This is a genomic window from Flavisphingomonas formosensis, assembly GCF_009755815.1.
GTDB lineage: Bacteria > Pseudomonadota > Alphaproteobacteria > Sphingomonadales > Sphingomonadaceae > Flavisphingomonas > Flavisphingomonas formosensis.
On the sequence record NZ_WRPK01000006.1, the window covers coordinates 312,290 to 334,588 of the forward strand.

At 63.1% G+C, this 22,299-nt stretch carries 17 protein-coding genes; 14 read left to right on the forward strand and 3 right to left on the reverse strand.

Annotation, left to right across the window (positions count from 1 at the left end):
* Window positions 1–77: 77 nt before the first annotated feature.
* From GQY20_RS18165 to GQY20_RS18175, 3 genes are read left to right on the forward strand one after another with little or no spacing between them, the layout of a single operon-like run.
* A complete protein-coding gene (locus GQY20_RS18165) occupies window positions 78–1,379 on the forward strand; it encodes a CoA transferase (RefSeq protein WP_157218534.1) in 1,302 nt (433 codons plus the stop codon).
* Window positions 1,373–2,719 carry an amidohydrolase family protein gene (locus GQY20_RS18170; RefSeq protein WP_157218535.1) on the forward strand — a complete coding sequence of 449 codons (1,347 nt, stop codon included), beginning with the start codon at window positions 1,373–1,375 and terminating at the stop codon, window positions 2,717–2,719. The genes GQY20_RS18165 and GQY20_RS18170 overlap by 7 nt, the downstream gene beginning before the upstream one ends.
* Window positions 2,720–2,749: 30 nt before the next feature.
* On the forward strand, window positions 2,750–3,538 hold the full coding sequence (locus GQY20_RS18175; RefSeq protein ID WP_157218536.1) for an SDR family oxidoreductase: 789 nt from the start codon (window positions 2,750–2,752) through the stop codon (window positions 3,536–3,538).
* Between the two features lie 218 nt (window positions 3,539–3,756).
* Here GQY20_RS18175 and pdxR read toward each other — a convergent pair whose 3' ends face one another.
* Window positions 3,757–5,250 carry a MocR-like pyridoxine biosynthesis transcription factor PdxR gene (gene pdxR / locus GQY20_RS18180; protein WP_198351047.1) on the reverse strand — a complete coding sequence of 498 codons (1,494 nt, stop codon included), beginning with the start codon at window positions 5,248–5,250 and terminating at the stop codon, window positions 3,757–3,759.
* 181 nt (window positions 5,251–5,431) lie between these two features.
* On the opposite strand from pdxR, the gene GQY20_RS18185 reads away from it, so the two are divergent.
* Both GQY20_RS18185 and GQY20_RS18190 read left to right on the forward strand, forming a co-directional pair.
* A complete protein-coding gene (locus GQY20_RS18185) occupies window positions 5,432–5,929 on the forward strand; it encodes an antibiotic biosynthesis monooxygenase family protein (protein ID WP_157218538.1) in 498 nt (165 codons plus the stop codon).
* A gap of 218 nt (window positions 5,930–6,147) precedes the next feature.
* The gene (locus GQY20_RS18190) at window positions 6,148–6,996 is read left to right on the forward strand and encodes a cupin domain-containing protein (protein WP_157218539.1); all 849 of its coding nucleotides are present in this window, start codon (window positions 6,148–6,150) and stop codon (window positions 6,994–6,996) included.
* A gap of 380 nt (window positions 6,997–7,376) precedes the next feature.
* On the opposite strand, the gene GQY20_RS18195 is transcribed toward GQY20_RS18190, so the two are convergent.
* Entirely contained in the window at window positions 7,377–8,015 is a 639-nt protein-coding gene (locus GQY20_RS18195) for a glutathione S-transferase family protein (protein ID WP_198351048.1), read from the reverse strand.
* 57 nt (window positions 8,016–8,072) lie between these two features.
* Window positions 8,073–9,476, reverse strand: coding sequence for an aldehyde dehydrogenase family protein (locus tag GQY20_RS18200; RefSeq protein ID WP_157218540.1), 1,404 nt, complete (start codon window positions 9,474–9,476; stop codon window positions 8,073–8,075).
* A gap of 406 nt (window positions 9,477–9,882) precedes the next feature.
* Here GQY20_RS18200 and GQY20_RS18205 point away from each other — a divergent pair, with 406 nt between their 5' ends.
* From GQY20_RS18205 to GQY20_RS18245, 9 genes are all read left to right on the forward strand, one after another.
* Window positions 9,883–11,538, forward strand: a complete 1,656-nt coding sequence (locus tag GQY20_RS18205; RefSeq protein WP_157218541.1) for an AMP-binding protein — start codon at window positions 9,883–9,885, stop codon at window positions 11,536–11,538.
* A 190-nt stretch (window positions 11,539–11,728) separates the two neighbouring features.
* Entirely contained in the window at window positions 11,729–12,592 is an 864-nt protein-coding gene (locus tag GQY20_RS18210) for a cupin domain-containing protein (RefSeq protein ID WP_157218542.1), read from the forward strand.
* A 293-nt stretch (window positions 12,593–12,885) separates the two neighbouring features.
* Window positions 12,886–15,468 carry a TonB-dependent receptor gene (locus GQY20_RS18215; RefSeq protein WP_157218543.1) on the forward strand — a complete coding sequence of 861 codons (2,583 nt, stop codon included), beginning with the start codon at window positions 12,886–12,888 and terminating at the stop codon, window positions 15,466–15,468.
* A 557-nt stretch (window positions 15,469–16,025) separates the two neighbouring features.
* Complete coding sequence (locus GQY20_RS18220; protein ID WP_157218544.1) at window positions 16,026–16,415, forward strand: four-helix bundle copper-binding protein; 390 nt, start codon at window positions 16,026–16,028, stop codon at window positions 16,413–16,415.
* Between the two features lie 165 nt (window positions 16,416–16,580).
* The gene (locus GQY20_RS18225; RefSeq protein ID WP_157218545.1) at window positions 16,581–16,808 is read left to right on the forward strand and encodes a hypothetical protein; all 228 of its coding nucleotides are present in this window, start codon (window positions 16,581–16,583) and stop codon (window positions 16,806–16,808) included.
* A 189-nt stretch (window positions 16,809–16,997) separates the two neighbouring features.
* The gene (locus tag GQY20_RS18230; protein WP_157218546.1) at window positions 16,998–18,542 is read left to right on the forward strand and encodes an ABC transporter substrate-binding protein; all 1,545 of its coding nucleotides are present in this window, start codon (window positions 16,998–17,000) and stop codon (window positions 18,540–18,542) included.
* Window positions 18,539–19,519 (forward strand): ABC transporter permease, encoded by a 981-nt coding sequence (locus GQY20_RS18235; protein ID WP_408641123.1) that lies wholly within the window; start codon window positions 18,539–18,541, stop codon window positions 19,517–19,519. The genes GQY20_RS18230 and GQY20_RS18235 overlap by 4 nt, the downstream gene beginning before the upstream one ends.
* Entirely contained in the window at window positions 19,516–20,343 is an 828-nt protein-coding gene (locus tag GQY20_RS18240; RefSeq protein WP_157218547.1) for an ABC transporter permease, read from the forward strand. Before GQY20_RS18235 ends, GQY20_RS18240 begins: the two co-directional genes overlap by 4 nt.
* Window positions 20,340–22,133: an ABC transporter ATP-binding protein gene (locus tag GQY20_RS18245; RefSeq protein ID WP_157218548.1), complete on the forward strand. Its 1,794-nt coding sequence runs from the start codon at window positions 20,340–20,342 to the stop codon at window positions 22,131–22,133. Before GQY20_RS18240 ends, GQY20_RS18245 begins: the two co-directional genes overlap by 4 nt.
* The last annotated feature ends 166 nt before the right edge of the window (window positions 22,134–22,299 follow it).

The window sequence follows — 22,299 nt, forward strand, 5'->3', positions numbered from 1 at the left end:
CGTTGTTCGCCGTCACGGACTATGGTCTGTTGTCGACAATGACAGCGCTCGAGCCACATTGCCGCAGACGGCCTCCCATGTCGAATGCCGAAAGAGACGAGAGCGCAGGAACAACGGCTCGCGCCTATGGGGAAGCGCTGCTGTCGCAGTTCGGCTTTTCCGGAGTGATCGAGGGCGTTGCCGATCACCCGGCGCTGGCCTGGCGCCGCTCCGGGCTTATGGCGGTGACGGGAGCGGCCGATGCGACCGGGCGGATCTGTCCCGCCGCATTGGCGAGCGCGGCGGACGGGGCGTTGCTGGCGATGAAGGCGCTGGTGCCCAACCCGGCGCGTCTGCCGGCCAGCGGCGCCTTGCTGCTCGGCGAGCGGGCGCGGCTGCTGGGTCTCGCGCGACGCGGCAGGGTTTCGGCCAATGGTTCCTGCCGGCTGCTCGATACGATCGACGGCCGCATCGCGCTCAATCTCGCGCGTGACGATGATCGGCCGCTCGCGGCGTTGTTGGCGGGACGCGAGACCGGGAGCTGGGCAGATGTCGAGCAGGGCGTGGCCGGGCAATCGACGGACGAACTGCTCGCGCTCGGCGTCGAGCTCGGCCTGCCGATTGCCCGAGACAGGCCGCCTGCGCCGACCGAGCGCCTGTTCGAACCGGTGGCGGCCGCTCGTCCGCACCGCCACGAGGCACCGCTGGTCCTGGACCTTTCGTCGCTCTGGGCGGGGCCTCTCGCCGCGTCGCTGCTGCGCATGGCCGGAGCGGAGGTTGTCAAGGTGGAGAGCCGGGCGCGACCGGACGGTGCGCGCTTCGGGCATCGCGGCTTTTACGACCTGCTCAACGCCGGCAAACATGCGGTGATGCTCGATTTCTCCGCGCGTGCGGATCTTGCCCGGCTGCAGGCGCTGATCGATCGCGCCGACGTCGTCATTGAGGGATCGCGACCGCGCGCTTTGCGCCGGCTCGGCATCGATCGAGACACGGCAGTGGCGCGCGGCACGATTTGGCTGAGCCTGACCGCACATCCCGAGGAGGATCGTGTCGGCTTCGGCGATGATGCCGCGATTGAGGCTGGCGTCGCGACGCTGATGGAACGGGCCTGCGGCGAAGCCAGCTTCGTCGGGGATGCGATCGCCGATCCGCTCACCGGCCTGCATGCAGCGCTCGCCGGCTGGGCAGCATGGCGCGCCGGAGAAGGGAGGCTGATCCGCCTTTCCTTGTCCGGCAGCGTCGCGCACGCGATGCGCGCCGGTATTGCGGAGGGGGAGGCGTTGTCTGCTTGGCAGGCGCTGGCCGAGGCAGACGAAGCGCCGCTCTATCCGCTCCGCCGCCCCGCAGATGCCGCGCGCGAGCCGGGGGCGGACACCGAAACGGTAATGGCACGATGCTGATCCGCGGCGCCGAGATCGACGGCGCGTGCTGCGACGTGCGGATTACTGACGGATGCATTGCCGCGATCGCGCCGGAGCTGCCGCCCCGGCTAGACGAGCGCGTGCTCGATGCTGCCGGTGCGGCGCTGTTGCCGGGGCTCACCGATCATCACATCCATCTCAACGCTACCGCCGCCGCGCTCCAGTCGGTGCGATGCGGGCCGCCCGAGATACTGGACGAGGCGGCGCTGGTCGCCGCGCTCGAGACGGCACCGGGTGACGGCTGGCTGCGCGGGATCGGTTATCATCCGAGCATCGGTGTCGATGTCGACCGCGCCTGGCTGGACAGGCATGGGCCGGCGCGGCCGATCCGCATCCAGCATCGTAGCGGCCGGATGTGGATATTGAACAGCCGGGCGGAGGAGATGATCGGCACTGCGTTACCCGCAGACGGGCGCCTGCTCGACCGCGACGACTGGCTGCGCGAGCGCATGGGCTCCGCGGGCGTCGACCTGGTGCCGCTCGGCGCGCAACTGGCCGGCTTCGGCATTACCGGCCTGACCGAGGTGACGCCGCGCAACGGACTGGCCGATTATCGCCGCTATGCCGAGGCGGGCCTGCCCCAGCGATTGCTGATCATGGGGCGGGCGGAGTTGGACGACGCCGCGCCGCTCGGGCTGGCGCGACGGGGCGCCGTGAAGCTGCATTATCATGACCACGATCTGCCCGCGCTGGATCGGCTGGCCGCCGAAGTCGCACGGGCGCATGACGCCGGCCGGCCGGTAGCGGCCCATTGCGTCACCGAGGCGGAACTCATGCTGACGCTGGCCGCGATCGAGGCGGCCGGCCCGCATCGCGGAGACCGCATTGAGCATGCAGCGATCACGACACCGCCCTGCGTCGAATGGATCGCCGCGCTCGGCCTGACAGTCGTCACGCAGCCGCATTTCATCGTGGAGCGGGGCGCAGCCTATAGCACTGATGTCGAGCCGGAACTGCGCGCATGGCTTTATCGCCTGCGCGGCTTCGTGGATGCGGGGATCCGCCTGGCGGCGGGTAGCGACGCGCCGTTCGGTGGCATCGACCCCTGGCGAGCGATGGCCGCCGCGGTCGATCGGCCGGCGGCGTTCGGCGCGGACGAGCGACTGTCGCCCGAACAGGCGCTCGCGCTGTTCACCGGGCAGGCGGAGGATCCCGGCGGCATGGCGCGGCGGGTCGCGGTGGGGGAGGCGGCGGATCTTTGCCTGATCGATCGGCCATGGCGCGAAGCCCGTGGCGCGCTGGCTGCCGTCCGGGTCCGCGCGACGCTGGTGGGTGGCCGGATCGTGCACGGTGGCGATGCGCTCGGAGCGCCATTGTGATCGCGCCGGAGCGGATAGAGGAGCCGATTGATGGATACGCATAGCCTCTTCTCTCTCGAAGGAAGGGTTGCGTTGGTAACGGGCGGCTCGCGAGGCATCGGACGGATGATCGCGGAGGGTTTCATCGCGCAGGGTGCACGCGTCTACATTTCCTCGCGCAAGGCCGATGCTTGCGCCGAGACGGCTGCCGCGCTCGGCGCCTCCTGCATTGCCCTGCCGATGGACATATCGACGGTGGAGGGTTGCCGCCTGCTTGCCTCGCAGTTCGGCGAGCAGGAGCCGGCGCTCGATATTCTCGTCAACAATGCCGGTTTCGCCTGGGGTCAGCCGTTCGACACCTTTCCGGAAAAAGGATGGGACAGGGTGATGGACCTCAACGTGAAATCGCCCTTCTTCCTGACACAGGCGCTGCACGGTGCGCTGCGCAACGCGGCGAAGCCCGATCGGCCGGCCAAGGTGATCAACATCGGCTCGATCGATGGATTGCAGCTCAACCTGTGGGAAACCTACAGCTATCATGCATCCAAGGCGGCGATCCATCATTTGACGCGCCGGCTCGCAGCCCTGATGATCCGGGACGGCATCAACGTCACCGCGATCGCACCCGGCGCCTTCGCGTCGGAAATGAACCGGGCCGCACGCGATCATGGGGATATAGTGGCGAAGGCGGTGCCTGCGGGCCGCATCGGGCGCGCCGAAGATATGGCTGCGGCCGCCATATACCTCGCCAGCCGCGGGGGCGATTATGTGGTCGGGGAGGTGCTGTGCGTCGACGGCGGCGTCGTCAATGCTGCGCTCAATATACGGATCGATGGTTGAACGTGCGCGATGCGGGCTTGCATGGTCCCCTGCCCTTTACGCGGGGGGACGCTACAGTGTCCGAAGCTCGGCAGCCCCTGCAAAAGCCGGTTCCCTATGGATCAACGGAATCCACTCTGGGAATCCCCTCCGGCATCAATCTGCCAAAGTAGTGCTAGCAAAGCGGCTTTTAACGCGAGCGCGACAGTTAGGAACAGAGCGCGGAATTTAGGGTGCAATCAAGCGCTCCGGGCCAGCAAGTCCGCCACCCGTGAGAAGGCTTCACGAATATCATTTTTATCCAGGCCCGTATAACCAAGCACCAGCGAACGGGCACGAAAGCGCCCGGGGTTGCCATATTCATGCACGGCAGCACCCTGAAAGGGATAAAGTCCTACACCGCAATTCTTTGCGAGCCGCTGCATCTCATCTGCGCTGGGCAGGTCTGGTGGCAAGGTCCACATCATGTGCATGCCACATTCCTGACCAAGGAGCGCGCCGCCTGGAAAATGCCTTTCGACGGCTTCGACCACGGCGTCTCGCGCAGCCATATATGAGCGGCGTATTCGCCGGAGATGTCGCAGGAATGCCCCCTCGTTGAGAAAATCCGCGATCACTGCCTGTTCAAGCCAGGGTGCCCCATTGTCGGTAAGGGATTTGACGATCCTTGCCTGATCGAGAAGATGACGTGGCAGCACCGCATAGCCGATCCGAAGCCCGGCGCCGATCGACTTGGAGAAGGTACCAAGATAGATGACATGGCCGTTGCGATCGAGCCCTGCAAGGGCGGTTAGAGGCGGTCCATCGTAACGAAAATCACTGTCATAATCGTCTTCAATAACATAGCTGCCGGTCTGATAGGCCCAGTCGAGGAGATGAAGCCGGCGGTCAAGGCTGAGTGTGCTGCCGGTTGGAAATTGATGTGAGGGCGTAACATAGACTAGATTGCCCATGAATCCTTCAAGCTGCGAGACAACGATGCCCTGTTCGTCGACGTCTATCGGTCGGATGCTGGCCCCGTAGCTGCCAAACAGATAGGCGGCGCCCTGATAGCAGGGATTTTCGACCGCTACGCTTGCCTTGGGAGCACCGGTCAGGAATATGCGCGCCAAAAGATTGAGCGCCCCCTGGATACCCGAGGTGATCATGATCTGATCGGCTCCGGGGCTGATACCACGCGTGTCGGCAAGATGGGCTGCTATGGCTTCGCGCAGTGTCGACAAGCCTCGGGGATCGCCATATTCCGTTTGGGCGCCACGGGCATAGGCGAGATGCTTGGCAATCGCGCGCTGCCAGAAGCTGGTCGGGAAGCCGGCTGGATGCGGACGTCCGACAAAGAAGTCGAACTGCGGCCGCGCACGCTTCTCGTGCCAGAGTTGAGGCGAGCGGCCCGTGAAACTCGGATTGCGGCCGAGGCGAACTCGCTTGCGAACAGGTGGGGCCGCTGAATGGCCGTTGCGCAGCAGCACGGTGGCGTCAGGCAACCTGTCATTGACGAAGATTCCAGCCTTGGCCCGTGAAGTGATATAGTCTTCAGCGGCAAGCCGCTCATAGGCTAGGACCACGGTGTTGCGTGCTATGCCCAATTGTGAAGACATGCTGCGCGTGGAAGGTAGACGCTTGCCGGCCGGCAGGCTGCCCTTGAGGATCTGATCGCGTAGCGCCTCGTAGAGCTGCACCTGCAACGACCGCTCATCGTTGCGATCAATGCTGATGATGAGGTTCATCGACATCGTGGCGGCGCGCTCCCCGACTTGTGCTGCTACCGATATTATCGCACTGCCTCTCCAAAGCCAGGGATATAGCGATCTGGCACCATAAGGTTTCCCAGCTTTGGTCCTAGCGGCAGGCCACGGGACTCTTAATCCTGCTTCCACAGCTCGTCGGGCTGGACTCACGGAGCGGAGAACCACAATGTCCATCTATCTCAGCATGCAGCGCGTGCGCTTTTCAAGCCCGGACGGCTATGAGAAGTTCAAGGTGATTTTTGCCGACACACGCAACCACCTCATGAAAATGCCGGGTTTCCTCCACCTTACCTGGTGGGTCCACCCCGAGGACCCGACCTGGTTCAACGAGGTCAGCTTCTGGGTCGACCGCGCGTCGCTCAAGGATTGGCACATGAATATCTATCATAAACATGCTAAGGAATGGGCCGCGCGCGGGGCCATCATGGAAGATATCATCACCAATTTCGAACTGACCAACACACGGTTGCTGCGCGTATGCCCGTGCTGCGGGCTGGTCGAGGACAAGGCGTTTGAACTTCAGGAGGAGCAGAAAGTTCTCGCCGAACCATGCCCACAGTGCAATTTCAACTTCCCCGTCATGCCCAGCACGCCGAGCAGTTTTGCTGTCTTCAAGGATGTGCCGAAGGTCGCCGGTGCGCCAGAAGGCCTTCCAGCGACCTGATCAGCAAATGGCGGCAACCGGCTAAAACAGCCTGAAGGCACACAGGGCCGCTTTGTGGGTCTGTTTCCGCAGGTAGAATGATCTCCCTGATCTGGCACCATCAAAAAGGCGCGGAGTGGCGCTTGGGACTTGAACGGTGATGCCGCACCTTCGACGTGGCCCGCTGAGCAGCTCTCCGGAACGGTACGCGCCGAGGACAAAGCAAAGGAGACAAGGGGATGACCACAGCAACACTTTCGCGCCATATCGTTCATGGCGGCGTCCAGAATGAACCCAATGAGAAATGGGTGCCGTTCGAGTGGCTCGAGCCGCGCTTCGGCGCACAGGTCCACGGCGAATATGTAGTGACCCGCCCGCACGGCGTGTCGGGTTCGCTATCGGCAGGCTTCTGGCGCACTGGCCCTACGGCGCCTGGCGCGGCCTCGGACGGATCGCACAGCCTCGTCTATTCCTCGCCGCTGGGCGATGAGACCGCTTGCGTGATCGACGGCACGGCCATCCTGACGGTCATTTCGACAGGCCGGCGATATGAAGTGGGGCCGGGCTCGATCATCAGCTCGCCTAGGGGCCTCGAAGTGCAATGGGACATCCAAAGCCCCGCGTTCAAGAAATGGTGGTGCATCTGGAACGGCAGCGACGCTACCGCCAATCCGGCGCAGGATCTGCTGATCACCCATGCCAGCGACAACCCTGACGACTGGCAGGAGTATCATTTCGAGGAGCCGCTCGAAGGTGCGCAGGTCGCGGGTGAACTCTATTTCATCCGTTCGGGCGGCTCGTCGGGTACGATGCTGAGCGGGGTGTGGCGTTCCGGCAAGGGAATCGCCGGCAGCCAGGTCGACGGGAAGGGGACACTCGTGACCCCCTATACCGGCGTGCTGGGCGACGAGACGATCTTGTTGCTCGAAGGCGAGGTCGAGGTGGTCGAGACCGAAACCGGCAAGACCCATAATTTCAAGGCTGGTGACACGATCGGCTTGTCCTCGGGCATGCACATCAGTTGGACATCCAAGGGGCCTTTCTCGAAGAAGCTCTGGGTCATCACTCGCGACGAACTTCCAGCATAATCGATCATCCTACCGCGACTGTAGCCCCTCGGCTAAACCGAGGGGTTTTTGTCGCCACAGCTCGAAGCGGAGTCGGGCAGTCTCCGCACCAGCCAATGCGGGCGTGAGTCGATGTTTCAGGCCTTCGCGCAAGAAGCGCTGGCGGCATGGTCTATTCACGACCGCTGGCACCGGGCCGATGTTCCTCCCGTCCCCACAGTCCTGACTGTAATCCGATCAGAATGGCCTTCGCCCGCCTTTAGAGTGATGTTCCGGGAAGTGGGCGATCTGGGTAATGCCGTCCATGCGGGATCTCATGGACAGACCGGTCAGTCTCTTTCGGCCGCGGGAAGGCGCCAGCTATTGGCCCTAACCAGAATAACGGGAAATGGCTGTACGGATCACGCAGCCACGACAGACGGCATGGCGATATAGCCAGGCAGGCTTTCCACACGTCCGATCCAGTGCCGGATCGCCTCATATGGTTCCAACGACAGGCCGCCTTCCGGAGCCGACGCCATATAGGGGAACATCGCAACGTCGGCGAGGGTCGGACGACGAAGTTCGAGCCATTCTCGCGAAGAAAGATGCTTTTCCAGTGCCAAAAACAACCGATCCGAAACGCGCGTGACCATCGCATTGTCAGCGGGATAGCCGAAATGTCGGGCGCCGCGAGCCAATGCGGGTCCGAAATTCACGTTGGCCGCTGCCGTCCCGAACCATTGGCAAATCTGCGCCATTTCTTCGGGTTCGGTGGGAAACCAAGCCTCACCACCATATCGGCGAGCCAGGTAAACGAGGATCGCGGCTGAATCGCGTAAAACCGTGGTACCATCTTCGAATACGGGCAGTTCGCAGAGAGGATTGAGATCCTGAAACGGTGGACGCAGATGTTCCGCATTAAGCAGATCGATTGGCACTATTTCGATAGGCAGCGAAATAATCGACGTAAACAGCTTAATCTTGTGACAATTTCCCGACCAGGAGAAGTCATATAATCTCACGGTGATTTCCTCGCTGAAATGATTCGGAAAACTCAATCACATTTCTATTTGTTGTGCTTTCATGAATGGAAAAACATAGAAACAGAGCGCCATCTAGCGGGCCTCGTTGATCACATGCACCTGCGTGAATTCGTGGAAGCCTTCCTCCGCCAGCTCCATCCCGAGCCCCGATTGCTTGGCGCCGCTGAAGGGAATGGCCGCATCGAGATCGAGATGCTTGTTGATCCAGACCGTGCCGCTTTCCATGCGCTTGGCGAGGTCGCGCGCCTTTTCGCGATCCGATGACCAGATCGAGCCACCCAGTCCCATCGGACTATTGTTGGCGCGCGCCAGCGCCTCGTCAGGATCGTCGTAGCGGATGATCGGCAGGATTGGCCCGAACTGCTCCTCATCGACGAGCCGCGCCCCATCGCTGATATCGCGCACGATCGTCGGCCGGATGAAATAGCCCGGGCGATCCTCTACCACGCCGCCGGCGATGATCGTCCCGTCGGCGTGGCCGGATGCCAGGAAGTCCTTCACCTTCTCATATTGCGCCCTGTTCTGAAGCGGTCCCATGCGCACACCCTGCTTGAGACCGTCATCCACCACGACCTCCTCGGCAAGCCGAGCCAATTCGCGGCAGAGTGAGTCATAGATCGCCGAATGGGCATAGACGCGCTTGATCGCGATGCAGACCTGCCCGGCATTGACGAAAGCGGCATCGAAGATCGCCGGCGCCACCTTGGCCGGATCGACATCGGGCAGCACCAGCGCCGCGTCGTTGCCGCCCAGTTCCAGCGTGACCCGCTTGATGGTGCCTGCCGCGCTTGCCATCACCTTACGGCCGGTCTCGGTCGAGCCGGTGAAGCTGATCTTGGCGACATCGGGGTGCGTGGTCAGGCGCTCGCCCAGATCATTCTGGTCGGTGACGATGTTGACGACGCCGGCCGGGAAAATCCCCGCCATCATCTCACCCAGGCGCAAGGTCGTGAGGGGCGTTGTGGGGGCAGGCTTGAGGACGATCGTATTGCCCGCGAGCAAGGCGAGCGGCAGCTTGAACAGCGTCAGCCAGACCGGAAAATTCCAGGGAATGATCGCGCCGACCACACCCAGCGGGCGGCGATGCAGCTCCACGCGCCTGCTCTCGCTATCTTCGAGCACGCGCACGGGAAGCTCGTGCACGACGAGCTGACGGATGAACGCCTCGGCAAAGGTGATTTCCGCTTCCGCTTCGGGCAACGGCTTGCCCTGCTCCTGAGTCAGAAGCCGGGCCAGTTCAAAGCGTTTGGCGCTGATCGCATCGGCAAGCTTGAGGATGAGATCGCGGCGCTGGGACAGCGCTACCATTGCCCAACCGGGATAGGCGGCCTTAGCGGCCGCGATGGCCGCGTCGAGCTGCGCCTCGGAGCCCCGCGGACAGATCGCCAGCACCTCTTCGGTCGCCGGATTGATGACCTCCATGGTCGATGCTCCATCGACCAGCGCACCATCGATCAAAAGCTTGTAGTCGCTCATGTTCATCCCCTCCATTAAGCTCTTCCGCCCCTCCGTCCCGGGCGAAGATCCAGGGCGGCCGTCAGAGAGGACAGGCTAGGCCCTCGGCTGTCGCGCTAAAGATCCTGTCTTTGCATTTTTGATGGCGCCAGTTGGCGGCACCGATTCGCCTCCGTGACCAACATTAAGGTTGAAGGTGCGATAGGAGGACTTCGTGTAGACGCTAGGTTCTGGGAGCGGATGAACCCCTCTCGATCCGCAGACTTCGCACTGTCTTTGCGGGTTTTTGGTCCCATCAGAAACAGCCGGAATGGAACTATGCCTTTGCCAGGGCCTTCGGCAGACAGACGCTGTCGATGGCGAGTGGTCCATGCAGCGCCGCTATGAAGGCGCAGGAAGACGCGCCAGTGGAGAGGAAAGCAAGAACATGAAGCATGAAGCCGCGTCGGTCGTGCGTCCCACCTATCGCGATGCACGCGCGAGCTTCAGCATCGAGGCCGAAGAGGCGCGGCTCAGCGGCAGCCTGGAAACGGGCTTCAATGCCTGCATCGAATGTTGCGATCGGTATGTCGGCACCGGCGCTACCGCTCTATATTGGGTGTCGGCCGACGGGCGAACCGAAAACTATAGTTTCGAGGCGCTGCGCGATCAGTCCGCCCGCGTTGCCAATCTGCTCGAAAGCCAGGGTATCGGCCCGGGCGATGTCGTTGCCGGCCTTCTCCCGCGCACGCCCGATCTGGTCGCAACGATCCTGGGTAGCTGGCGGATCGGCGCTGTCTATCAGCCGCTCTTCACCGCCTTTGGCCCCAAGGCGATCGAGCATCGTCTGGCGCTGAGCGGCGCGCTGTTTGTCGTCACCGACAGCACTAACCGCGCGAAGCTGGAAGGCATCGCCGACTGCCCGCAAATAGCGACCGTCATGGTGGATGGCGACCGAGCGCCGGAAGGCGACATCGACTTTCGCCCCGCGGTGGCGGCACAGCCCGCCGACTTCGTGCCGGTCCTGCGCGCCAGCGACGACCTGTTCCTGATGATGTCGACATCGGGCACCACTGGTCTCGCCAAAGGCGTGGGTGTGCCCCTCAAAGGACTGCTCGCGATCGGGGCCTATATGCGCTGGGCGATCGACCTCCAGCCGGGGGACATGTTCTGGAACATCGCGGACCCAGGCTGGGCCTATGGGCTTTATTACGGCATTACAGGGCCCCTGCTGCTGGGTCATGCCATCACCCTATATGATGGCCCCTTCAGCGCCGAGACGGCCTATGCCCTGATCGGGCGCCTTGGCATTACCAATCTGGCCGGATCGCCCACCGCCTATCGCCTGCTAATGGCGGCGGGGGCGGAGGCGGCCGCGCCCGTCAGCGGCCAGCTTCGTGTCGTCAGCAGCGCGGGCGAGCCGCTCAACCCCGAGGTCATTCGGTGGTTCGACGCCCATCTCGCCGTTCCCGTCCACGATCATTACGGCCAGACCGAGACCGGCATGGTGGTGAACAACCATCATGGCCTCGATCATCCTGTGCGCATCGGCTCGGCCGGCCTCGCCATGCCCGGCTATCGCATCGTCGTTCTCGACGAGGCAGGAGAGGAATTGGGACCCAACCGACCGGGAATACTTGCCATCGACATCGCCAACTCCCCGCTGTTCTGGTTCGACGGCTATTGGCAGACGGAGACTCCGGCGATCGACGGCCGATATTACCGGACCGGTGACACGGTCGAGCAGGAGCTTGATGACAGCATCAGCTTCATTGGCCGCCAGGACGACGTCATCACCTCCGCAGGCTATCGCATCGGTCCCTTCGACGTGGAAAGTGCGCTGATGGAGCATCCTGCCGTCATGGAGACGGCGGTTGTCGGCGTGCCCGATCGCGAACGCACTGAACTGGTGAAGGCCTTCGTCGTCCTCAACCAGGGATATGCCGCGTCGGCCGGGCTCGCTGAAGCGCTGAAGCTTCATGTCAAGACCCGTCTCTCCGCGCACGCCTATCCCCGGCTGATCTCTTTCATGTCCGAATTGCCGAAAACCCCCAGCGGCAAGATCCAGCGCTTCATCCTGCGGGCCATGGAAAAGAACATCTAGCCAGGAGATGGCGTTCGGCCCCGATAGCGCTGCGAGCGCCGCCTGCGGGATCTGGCACCAGCAGAAATGGCCCGCCAGGCCCTAGGGCGGCACTCGTCCTCTCCATAGGCTCGCGGACATAGCTCCCGCAGGTCTACTCGCACGGCGCGGGGCGCGGACCTCGGGAGACAATGCGAGCAAGGAGAGTTCCATGGTCAGCGAACCCACTATCCAGAGCAGCACAGCATCGAAATCAAGCCGTTCTCTGGGCGTCGGCAATCGAAACAGCAATCCGGCGCAGTGGACGCCTTTCGCCTGGGATGACCCTCTGTTCGGTCCCCAGGTCAAGGGCGAAGTCGCGCCGATCGCGTTCGAGCATACGAGCGGATCATTGCAGCTCGGCCTCTGGCGAACGGGCAAAGGCATTCCGGGATGCAATGAGGATGGTTCCTGCCATGTCGACTATTCGGCGCCCCTGGGCGACGAGACGATGGTCATCCTCGAGGGCACCGCGACCGTGAGGATCGTGGCGACCGGCAAGCAGTATCGCCTTGAGGCGGGCACGATCATCAGCCATCCCAAGGACGTGGCGCTCACCTGGGACATCGATCCGCCCTTCCTCAAGAAATTCTGGATTCTATGGGATTCGCCGTTGGCCGGCATCAAGGAAGACGATGTTTATGTCGGCCATATCACCGATAATCCCGAGAGCTGGGCGCCCTTTGCTTGGGAAGAGCCGGATCATGGATCCATGGTATGCGGCGAATTGTTCAAACTGCGCGCGACCGGAAGCACGGGAGCCCTGCTCTGCGGTCTTTGGCGCGCTGGCGTCGGCATCCCCGGCTGCGGGCCTGATGGATCGACCTCAATTCCCTACACCTCGCCATTAGGCGATGAGATCGAGCTGCTACTCGAAGGCCATTACAGGGTCGTCAACGAAGACACAGGTGAGACACATGAACTCAAGGGCGGCGACGTCCTCGCGATGCCGCGCGGCACCCGGCTCTCCTGGTCGTCGAAATCCCCCTTCGCCAAGAAATTCTGGCTCATAGCAAACGCTGACGTTCCTGCTTAAGTGTCTGGCCCCACCATTCGTCGGGCTGGGCCGCAGATGAAGACAGGGAGATCGTGACAGGTCCGCCCGCTGTTCCATATGGCAGCTGTCTGCCATCCCGAACAAAACCAGCGCCTCTATCTGGCTCCATCAAAAAGCGCCGAACAGGTCCTAAGAGGTGGCTCAGTTCTCCTGCACGTTGGATCTTGACAGTGGGAGTCGGGAAGCGAGCAAGCCGCTCCAACCGACCCACCGTCCTGGCGCAACGGGTCACGAATGCACCGAGATGCAGTGGCCTCATCAGGGAGCTTTCTATGAACAGGGTTGGAGGCATCAGCATTCTTGCCATCGCGGCATGTCTTGCGACGCCGGCATTCGCGCAGCAGGCGGCAGACGAGCAGGCCCAATCCGGGGGGCTTGAAGAGATCGTCGTGACCGCGACCAAGCGGTCGGAAAATCTCCAGGACGTGCCGGTAGCCGTTTCGGCCATCTCCTCCTCGGCGCTGACAGCCAAGGGGGTGTTCGATACATCGGACCTTAACGCCTCAATGCCGAACCTTCAGGTATCGTCCGCCTATGGCTTGCAGCAGCCCAATTTCACGTTGCGGGGCGTCGGCGTCGGCACGGAACTGAGCGCCAGCGCGGCCTCGCCCGTCGGCGTCTATGTCGATGAGGTCTACCAGACCTTCCGTGCCAGCCAGGGCCAGCAACTCTATGACCTTGAGCAGGTCGAGGTGGTGCGAGGCCCTCAGGGCACGCTCTATGGGCGCAATACCACGGGCGGTGCGATCAACTTCATCACGCGAAAGCCCCGGATGAAGGGCAACACCGGCTATCTGACGCTCGGCTACGGCAATTACGACCGCAAGAGTGCGGAAGGCGCCATCGAACTGACGCCGGTTGAAGATAAGCTCGGCATTCGCATCGCCGGCACCTATGTGAAGTCCGATCCCTACATCCACAATCTGATGCCCGCCGGGCTCAACACCACGGCAGCGGGCGGCGCGTCGGGTCTCAACTTTGCCACCGGCCGCGATCCCAATGGGGACAAGACCTACGGTATCCGCGGAACTCTGCGCTTCACCCCGACCGATACGCTCGATGCCACCTTGAAGGGCTATGCAGCCAAGTCGACCGGCGGCGTCGCCGCGTCGCTGGGCGCGGGTCCGTCGCGCACGAACCCTGCGGTGTTCAACTATGAAAACCCGGCGTTCCCGCTGGCACCGCTGTTCCAGTTGCTCGGCGACAATGGCGCCGGTCTGCTGCCCAGCAGCTACAGCCGGGCGGGCCTGTCCGACAAGCAGATCGAGCAGGATACGATCGGCCGGGCCGTGACGCGCGCCGAGGGCGTTGTCCTGACGGTCAAGGCCGAGCTTGCGGACAAGCTCAACCTGACTTCGATCACCGGCTATGATTCCGGCCTCTATCTCCAGACCGCGACAGATTGCGACAGCAGCCCGCTCCGCCTGTGCTCCAACGGCTACCGCTCATCCTTCGAGGCCTTCAATCAGGACCTGCGCCTCGATTATAGCAGCGGCCCATTCAAGATGATCGTGGGTGCCTATTATGGCTGGGACAGCATCACATCCGATAACACCATCGACATCTTTAATTTCCTGAGCGACGTGCGCGCCGCGGTCGGCCTGCCCGCAACCTGGTTCAACCCGGCCGGCGGCTTCAACGGCACCGCGCTCTCGGCCGGCTCGGTTCCGACCGGCGTCCGCGGCAAACAGCATTTCAAGCAGAACCGGGAAAGCTGGGCCATCTATGGCGAGGGCAGCTACGAGATCACGCCTACGCTCAAATTTACGGCAGGCCTGCGCTACACTACCGATACGACCGACTATAAGGACGGTCTGACCACCTATTATGACGATGCCGGCAATCCGCGCCTGCTGGCGGTGTCGGCCTATGGTGCGCCCTATTTTCTGGCGCCTGTCTATAACGAGAGCGGTAATGTCGTCATCCCCGCGACTGCCGCTCCGAACCCTGGGGGCATCAACAAGAGCGGCAAGACGAGCCGTATCTCGGGCCGCGCGATCCTCGACTGGAAGCCGGTGGACGGCGTGATGCTCTATGGCAGCTACAGCCGTGGCTATCGCGCCGGGACCTTCAACGGCCTGGCCTATATCAGCTCGCCGCAGGTGTATTTCGTCAAGCCCGAGGAAGTGAACGCCTTCGAGGTGGGTTTCAAGACCCGGTTCCTCGACAACCGCCTGCAGATCAATGGCAGCTTCTTCTATTATGATTACAAAAACCAGCAGAGCCAGGTCGTCGATCCGAGCGTGACCGCCAATATCATTACGCTCGATGGGACGATGAAGGGCCTCGAACTCGACGTCGAGTTCGCCGCAACCAACCGTCTGACGCTGAGCGCCTCGCTCGGTATTCTGGACAGCAAATATAAGGGCTATGATCAGGCGAAGTGCGTCGGGCTCAATCTGAGCGGCCTATTCCCGGCGCAGAACGGATCGTGCGTGCAGTCGGGAGCGGGGAACGTCAGTGTCGGCGGCAACCCCTTCCCCTACGCGCCCAAGACATCGGTCAACCTCGCCTTCGACTGGGACGCGGTCGATATCGGCGAGGGCAAGATCAAGGTGCACGGCGACGCCGCCTATACCGGCCGTTTCTATTATGACACCTTCAAGGACTATAGCCGGGGCGTTCTGCCCAATCTCGCCAGCGGGCGCTACACGCAGGGAGAAGGCGATTATTGGGTGTTCAACAGCCGCATTAGTTATGTGACTGACCGCTTCACCCTGTCCGTTTGGGGCAAGAATCTCACCGACAAGCTCTATTATCCGGCGGGATATCCCAATGAGGGCATCACAGGGGCGGGCTACATCGTGCGCGCCCTGCCTCGCACCTATGGGGTAGAGGGAACCTTCAGGTTCTGAACGAGGGAACGGGGACCGCGTCTTGAGGTCCCCGTCTTTTGAGCGCAGCACATGTCACCTGCCCCGGTAATTTCCTCCAGTTGCGATTAGAGTCCGGCCTATCGAGAGGACGGATGAGAGGAAGCGCACGAGGAGACCGTTCCGCAGCAAGGTCTCGACCTCCTCGGCTTTACCCTGCTTCGCGCTGAGGCGGACAAACAATGCCTTCACCACCGCCGCTCGCGGTTGGTCGTCGAGCGCTGACGTTTCGGGCGATGTGTCAGGTATAGCGGCGTCCATGCGAAGCTCCATCCGGTGTCCGGACGGCTTTGCACATGTTGCGAATCCGCGAGCATTCGCAAGTTTCCTAAGGAACCTTACGAGGGCACGGAGCATTGCCGCTGCGCCGGCAAATGCCTGAGCCCGGGACGGGAAATGGCGCCCCTGAACTGGCGATACGCTAAAGCAGGTTAGCTGGATCTCCGATTTGTCGGCTTTCGCGGGCGTTTGGGCAGATGGTGAGGAACGCCGGCCGGCCCCGTTCGATTGAACAGCTATCCCAGCTGGAGTGTCCTCTCATGTCGATCGCCAAAATGATCGCGCTTCATCCCGACGTCGGCGATGATTTCAACGAACTGCTAGCCACCGCCGCGCGGCACGCGATGTTCTGCGCGGAGATGTGCACCAGTTGCGCCGATGCCTGTGTCGCCGAGGACATGGATATGCGCCAGTGCATCCGTTCCTGCCTCGACTGCGCCGATGTCTGCGCCGCGACCGCAAAGCTCGCGGTGCGAAGAACCGCGCAGAATGTCGAGGTGCTGCGCGCGATGCTCGAGACCTGCATCCGCGTCTGCGAGTTGTGCGCCGAGGAGTGCGCGCGCCACGATCACGGCCATTGCCAGCTTTGCGCGGAGATGTGCCGCGAATGCGCCGCTGATTGCCGCGCAGCGGTGCCGACCGTGCAGTAACCAGAGCCGACGGCTCTCAGCTTCGCGGACGTGCTCAGCCGCATAGATGCCGGGTCCGCGGCCTGACGCGTCTCATTCTCGCCGGCTTTATGGCGGCCGCGTTTACGCCACGATCGTCCGCGCTGGACCGGAAAGCGGGCATCGAAATCATCAAGCGGTGGCGCGTTGCTGCTCGTCCTGTTCGGGCGGATCCGCCAGTCGGGTCCGGTCACCACCCTGATATTCTTCTATATCCTGCCTCTCCTCGTGTTGCGCATCCTCTATCCCACCGCGCTCGTGATCTGGGGGCGGGCACATGGTAAGATTTTCGCGCCCGACAATTACGACTGGATGTTCGTCCGGTACGCCGCGCTATCGTCTGGCTCGAATATTTCCGACGGCGCGCCAGCGTAATATGATGGCGCCGGGATGGGGAACACCGGCAAGGGCGAGGGCCGCATAATCTGCCGTTCATTTGCTCACAGACGTTGCGGACAGATAGCATCGCCCGGTGAATCGGCAGCGAAATGCGGGTTTGCGGATTACGCTGAACAATGTGTGCAAGGTCTGCGAATCGAATAAACAGAGGGGCGAAGACGCCGCATGGTCGATTTAATCTCCACCCATGTTTCTCGACGAACGCTGCTGGGCGGGCTTGCCGCGGGGCTCGTCGTGAACGGGGTGGGGATCGGTACGGCGCTGGGGCAGCCGCGCGTCGGCGGTCGGATCCGCGTCGCCAGCACGTCCGCCTCGATGGCGGATACGCTCGATCCGGCCAAGGGCGGTACCGCGACCGACTATATCCGCCACTATATGCTCTACAGCGGCCTGACGCAGTTCGATGGCCGCTTGCGCGGCCGGCCCGGTCTGGCCGAGCGGATCGAGACGCAGGACAATATCGTGTGGAACATCCGCCTGCGGCGCGGGGTGCATTTCCACAACGGAAAGCCGCTGACCGTCGACGACGTCATTTTCTCGTTGATGCGCCATCGCGATCCTGCCGCGGGGTCAATGGTGAAAGCGGTCGCCGATCAGTTCGCCAGCGCGAAGCGTACTGGCCCGCTTGACCTGCAATTGCGCCTGAACGGGCCGAACCCGGATTTGCCCGCGATCCTAGCCGTGTCGCACTTCCTGATCGTCGAAAATGGGCGTCGCGACTTCGGTCGGGCCAATGGCACCGGTCCGTACAGCTGCAGCGAATTCTCACCGGGCATTCGCACGATCGTGCGCCGCAATCCCAATTACTGGAAGCCGGGCCGTCCTTATCTCGAAGAGATCGAACTGATCGCGATCCCCGACGAAATCTCGCGGGTCAATGCGCTGCTCTCCGGCGATGTCCAGATGGTCAATGCCGTCGGCCCCAGCTCGGTAAAGCGCGTGCGCGCGACCTCGACCCATTCGATCATGGAGATCCCGTCGGGGCTGTTCACCGACCTGATCATGCGCCGCGACAATCCGGTGACGGCCAATCCCGATTTCGTGCTCGCAATGAAGTATCTGCAGGACCGCGAGCTGATCAAACGGGCGTTGTTCCGCGGCTTTGCGACCATCGCGAACGATCATCCGATCTCGCCTGTCGACCCCAATTTCAATCCCGACATCCCCCAGCGGCCGTTCGATCCGGACCGGGCAAAATTCCTGCTCAAGCGCTCCGGCCTGCTGGGCGTGCGGTTGCCGGTCTATGCCGCGCCGGCCGCCAACGCGTCGATCGACATGGGATCGGTACTGCAGGAGCATGCCGCGCGGATCGGCCTCAAGCTCGCCGTCAATCGCATGCCGAGCGATGGCTATTGGGCGACGCACTGGATGAAGCACCCGATGACCTTCGGCAACAACAACCAGCGGCCGACCACCGACATGATGTTCAGCCTGTTCTTTCAGTCGAAGGCGCTGTCGAACGAATCCGGCTGGAACAACCCGCGTTTCGACCGCCTCCTTCTGGAAGCGCGCAACACCACCGACGCGGTGTTGCGCAAGCAGATCTATGGCGAGATGCAGTGGATCGTGCATCAATATGGCGGGCTGGCCATTCCTGCCTTCATCAGCTTGCTCGACGGCTATGATCGCCGTCTCAAGGGGTTGTTTCCGATCCCGCTGGGCGGCTTCATGGGCTATAATTTCGCCGAATATGCATGGTGGGACGCATGAGCGCTGCGAATAGGCGTTCGCTGTGGCGCGGCGCCGGGCGGTTGATCGTCAAGCGGGTCGGGTTGGCGCTCGTCACGCTGCTGCTTGTTTCGGCGGTCATCTTCACAATCAGCGGGCTGTTGCCCGGCGATGCCGCACAGGAAGTGCTGGGGCGGGGAGCTACGCCCGAACAGATCGCCGCGCTCCGCCATGAAATGGGCCTCGATCGGCCGGCACCGGTCCGTTACGCAGAATGGCTGGCGGACATTGTGAGAGGCGATCCGGGACAGTCGTTGGTCGCGAACAAGCCCGTTGCCGACATCATTTCCGAGCGGTTGCCGAACACCTTGACGCTGGCGGCGCTCGCGACGCTGGTTTCGGTCCCGTTCGCGTTTCTTATCGGGATCGCATCGGCGGTTTCCCGTGGCCGAAAACTCGACCGAGCGCTCAACATCGCGACGCTGTCGATGGTCGCGCTTCCCGAATTCCTGGTCGCGACGATCGCGGTGCTGGTCTTCGCGGTCGAACTATTATGGCTGCCGTCGATCACGATCGTGCCGAAGAACCCGACGTTCGCTGAATATGTACGCGCCTATGCGATGCCGGTGATGGTGCTCGCGGTCGGCGTCGTCGCCCAGCTCAGCCGGATGATCCGCGCCGCGATCATCACCGAACTCGACCGGCCCTATGTCGAGATGGCGCTGTTGAAGGGCGTGAGGCCGCTGCGCCTCATATTCCGCCATGTGCTGCCCAACGCGGTCGGCCCGATCGTCAACGCGATGGCGCTCAGCCTGTCCTACCTGTTCGGAGGTGCTATCATCGTGGAGACGATCTTCAACTACCCCGGCCTCGCCAGCCTGATGGTGAACGCCGTCACCTCCCGTGACATGCCGCTGCTTCAGGCCTGCGCGATGATCTTCTGCGCTGCCTATCTCCTGCTCGTGCTTATCGCCGATACCATCGCGATCCTCGCCAATCCCCGGCTGCGCCAGGCATGAAGCGGGGGAATCTTGCCCGCGCCATCCGCGCGTTCCCCTGGTCTGGCAAACTCGGGCTGGCGCTCGTGCTCTTCTGGATCACCATCGCGCTCGTGGGCCGGCTCATCGCGCCCTATCCGTCCGGCGCATTCGTCAGCTACGAAGTGTTCGCGGGGGCAAGCGGCAAATTCTGGTTCGGCAGCGACTTTCTGGGCCGCGACGTGCTGAGCCGCCTGCTGGTCGGCGCGCAATTCACCGTCGGCCTGTCGGCGGTCGCCGTGACGATCGCGGTCGCGTTGGGCACAGGCTTCGCGCTGACGGCCGCGGTCGGACCGCGCTGGCTGGACGAATTGTTGTCGCGAGCGATGGATACGCTGATCTCGATTCCCAGCAAGATTTTCGCGCTGGTGCTGGTCGCCGCATTCGGATCGTCGATCCTGTTGCTGACGCTGATCGTGTCGATCACCTATGTCCCCGGCAATTTCCGCATCGCACGGTCGCTCGCGGTCGGGCTGGCGAGGCTCGACTATGTCGAGGTGGCGCGGGCGCGGGGCGAGGGGCGGCCCTATATCGCGCTGGTCGAGATCCTGCCTAACATGATCCGGCCGCTGTTCGCCGATATCGGTCTGCGATTCGTGTTCATCGTGCTGCTGTTGTCGGGGCTGAGCTTCCTTGGCCTCGGCCTCCAGCCACCGGACGCAGATCTCGGATCGCTGGTGCGTGAAAACGTCAACGGTCTTGGCGAGGGCGCGCTCGCGATCCTGGTTCCCGCGCTTGCGATCGCCAGCCTTACGGTCGGCGTGAACTTGCTGATCGACGCCGCAACGCAGGGGAAAGTGCAATGAACCCGGCACCCCATGTCGAGGTTCGCAACCTTATAGTCACCGTGCCCGGCCCCGATGGCGCGCCGCTACGGATCGTCGACGATGTGTCGTTCGAGGTGGCGCGGGGCGAGGTGCTGGCGCTGATTGGCGAATCCGGATCCGGCAAGACCACGATTGCGCTCGCGCTGATGGGTTATGGCCGTGGCGGAGCGGCGATCAGCGGCCGGATCCGGGTCGGCGACGCCACTCTGGACGGCGGCGGCGCAAGCCTCGCGGCGCAACGCGGGCGGCAGATTAGCTATGTCGCACAGAGCGCTGCCGCGGCCTTCAATCCCGCGCGCCGTGTCATCGATCAGGTCATCGAGCCAGCGCTGATCCATCGCACCGCATCGTCCGGCGACGCGCGTGCCAGCGCCGTCGAGCTGTTCCGCGCCCTTGGGCTGCCCAGCCCGGAAACGATCGGCAGCCGCTATCCGCACGAATTGTCGGGCGGGCAGCTCCAGCGGCTGATGGCCGCCATGGCGCTGATCACCCGGCCTGATCTGGTCATCTTCGACGAGCCGACCACCGCGCTGGATGTGACCACTCAGGTAAGCGTGCTTCAGGCGTTTCGCCGCGTCGTCCGCCAGCAGGGGGCGACCGGTGTCTATGTGTCGCACGATTTGGCCGTGGTGGCACAGATGGCCGACCAGATCCTCGTGCTCAACCGCGGCCGGGTACGCGAGCATAATCGCACCGGAAAACTGCTTGCTGCGCCCGCCGACGACTATACGCAGCTGTTGATTGCGGCGGCGCATCCGCACGTGAAGGCGCAAGCGGCGGTCCCGGCCAAGCCCGAACCGCTGCTCGAGATTGCGGGCCTTCACGCCGGCTATGGGCCGATCGATCGCGAAGGCCGGCCAACGCTGCCGGTGTTGAGCGACGTCAGCCTGACCATCATGCGCGGCGCCGCTGTCGGGGTAATCGGCGAATCCGGTTCGGGTAAATCCACCGTGGCGCGTGTCGTCGCTGGCTTGCTCGCCCCCGTCACCGGCACGGTTTCGCTGGCCGGCGAACCGCTCGCGCCGACCGTCTCGGGCCGCACGCGCGAGCAGTTGCGCCGCGTCCAGATCGTGTTCCAGAATGCCGATGTCGCGCTCAACCCGGCGCACAGTGTCGGCGACATTCTCGGGCGCGTGCTGCGCTTCTACCACGATCTGCGCGGCGCTGACGCGCAACGCCGCGTCGCCGAGCTGCTCGACCTGATCCGATTGCCGGCGGCCGTCGCCGAGCGTCGTTGCGACGAGCTGTCGGGCGGCCAGAAACAGCGCGTCAACCTGGCGCGCGCTCTCGCCGCCAATCCCGACCTCATCTTGTGCGACGAGGTGACGTCGGCTCTGGACACGGTCGTTCGTGGTGCGATCCTGGACCTGCTGGCCGACCTACGGCGCGATCTTGGCGTCGCCTATATGTTCATCAGCCACGACATCGCGACGGTGAAGGCACTGTGCGACGAGATCGTCGTGCTCTACAAGGGCACGACGGTTCAAAGCGGGCGACGCGAGAGCTATGATACGCCGCCTCTTCACCCCTACACCGATCTGCTGATCCGTTCGGTGCCGGAACTTCGGCCGGGCTGGCTGGCGGACGAGACCGTTCAGGCCGCGGCACCGTTCGCGCATATGCCCGAGTCGACCCATCTGTGCCGCTTACTGCCGCGTTGCCCGCTCGCGATATCGGGCCGCTGCGACGCGATCGCCCCGCCGCTTCGCAAGACGAGCGCCGGCCACATGTTGCTATGTCATCGCACCGAGGCCGAACTGATCGGCTGAGCTGCTTTGAGTCATAAATAGAATGGGCTGGCGCGCCGGATTTGCTTGCGGCTGATCGGGCCGGAAACCGTGGATTGCGATACTGTATCGCCGATCTGCTCGCAGCATCGGCTGCTTCGGTGATTCATGCTGCGCACCCGGCAAGATTGGCAATATCTGCTGGAAC

Coding starts and splice junctions, on each gene's coding strand:
- GQY20_RS18165 (WP_157218534.1), top strand. CDS start 78: ATGTCGAATGCCGAAAGAGACGAGAGCGCAGGAACAACGGCTCGCGCC.
- GQY20_RS18170 (WP_157218535.1), top strand. CDS start 1,373: ATGCTGATCCGCGGCGCCGAGATCGACGGCGCGTGCTGCGACGTGCGG.
- GQY20_RS18175 (WP_157218536.1), top strand. CDS start 2,750: ATGGATACGCATAGCCTCTTCTCTCTCGAAGGAAGGGTTGCGTTGGTA.
- pdxR (WP_198351047.1), bottom strand. CDS start 5,250: ATGTCGATGAACCTCATCATCAGCATTGATCGCAACGATGAGCGGTCG.
- GQY20_RS18185 (WP_157218538.1), top strand. CDS start 5,432: ATGTCCATCTATCTCAGCATGCAGCGCGTGCGCTTTTCAAGCCCGGAC.
- GQY20_RS18190 (WP_157218539.1), top strand. CDS start 6,148: ATGACCACAGCAACACTTTCGCGCCATATCGTTCATGGCGGCGTCCAG.
- GQY20_RS18200 (WP_157218540.1), bottom strand. CDS start 9,476: ATGAGCGACTACAAGCTTTTGATCGATGGTGCGCTGGTCGATGGAGCA.
- GQY20_RS18205 (WP_157218541.1), top strand. CDS start 9,883: ATGAAGCATGAAGCCGCGTCGGTCGTGCGTCCCACCTATCGCGATGCA.
- GQY20_RS18210 (WP_157218542.1), top strand. CDS start 11,729: ATGGTCAGCGAACCCACTATCCAGAGCAGCACAGCATCGAAATCAAGC.
- GQY20_RS18215 (WP_157218543.1), top strand. CDS start 12,886: ATGAACAGGGTTGGAGGCATCAGCATTCTTGCCATCGCGGCATGTCTT.
- GQY20_RS18220 (WP_157218544.1), top strand. CDS start 16,026: ATGTCGATCGCCAAAATGATCGCGCTTCATCCCGACGTCGGCGATGAT.
- GQY20_RS18230 (WP_157218546.1), top strand. CDS start 16,998: ATGGTCGATTTAATCTCCACCCATGTTTCTCGACGAACGCTGCTGGGC.
- GQY20_RS18235 (WP_408641123.1), top strand. CDS start 18,539: ATGAGCGCTGCGAATAGGCGTTCGCTGTGGCGCGGCGCCGGGCGGTTG.
- GQY20_RS18240 (WP_157218547.1), top strand. CDS start 19,516: ATGAAGCGGGGGAATCTTGCCCGCGCCATCCGCGCGTTCCCCTGGTCT.
- GQY20_RS18245 (WP_157218548.1), top strand. CDS start 20,340: ATGAACCCGGCACCCCATGTCGAGGTTCGCAACCTTATAGTCACCGTG.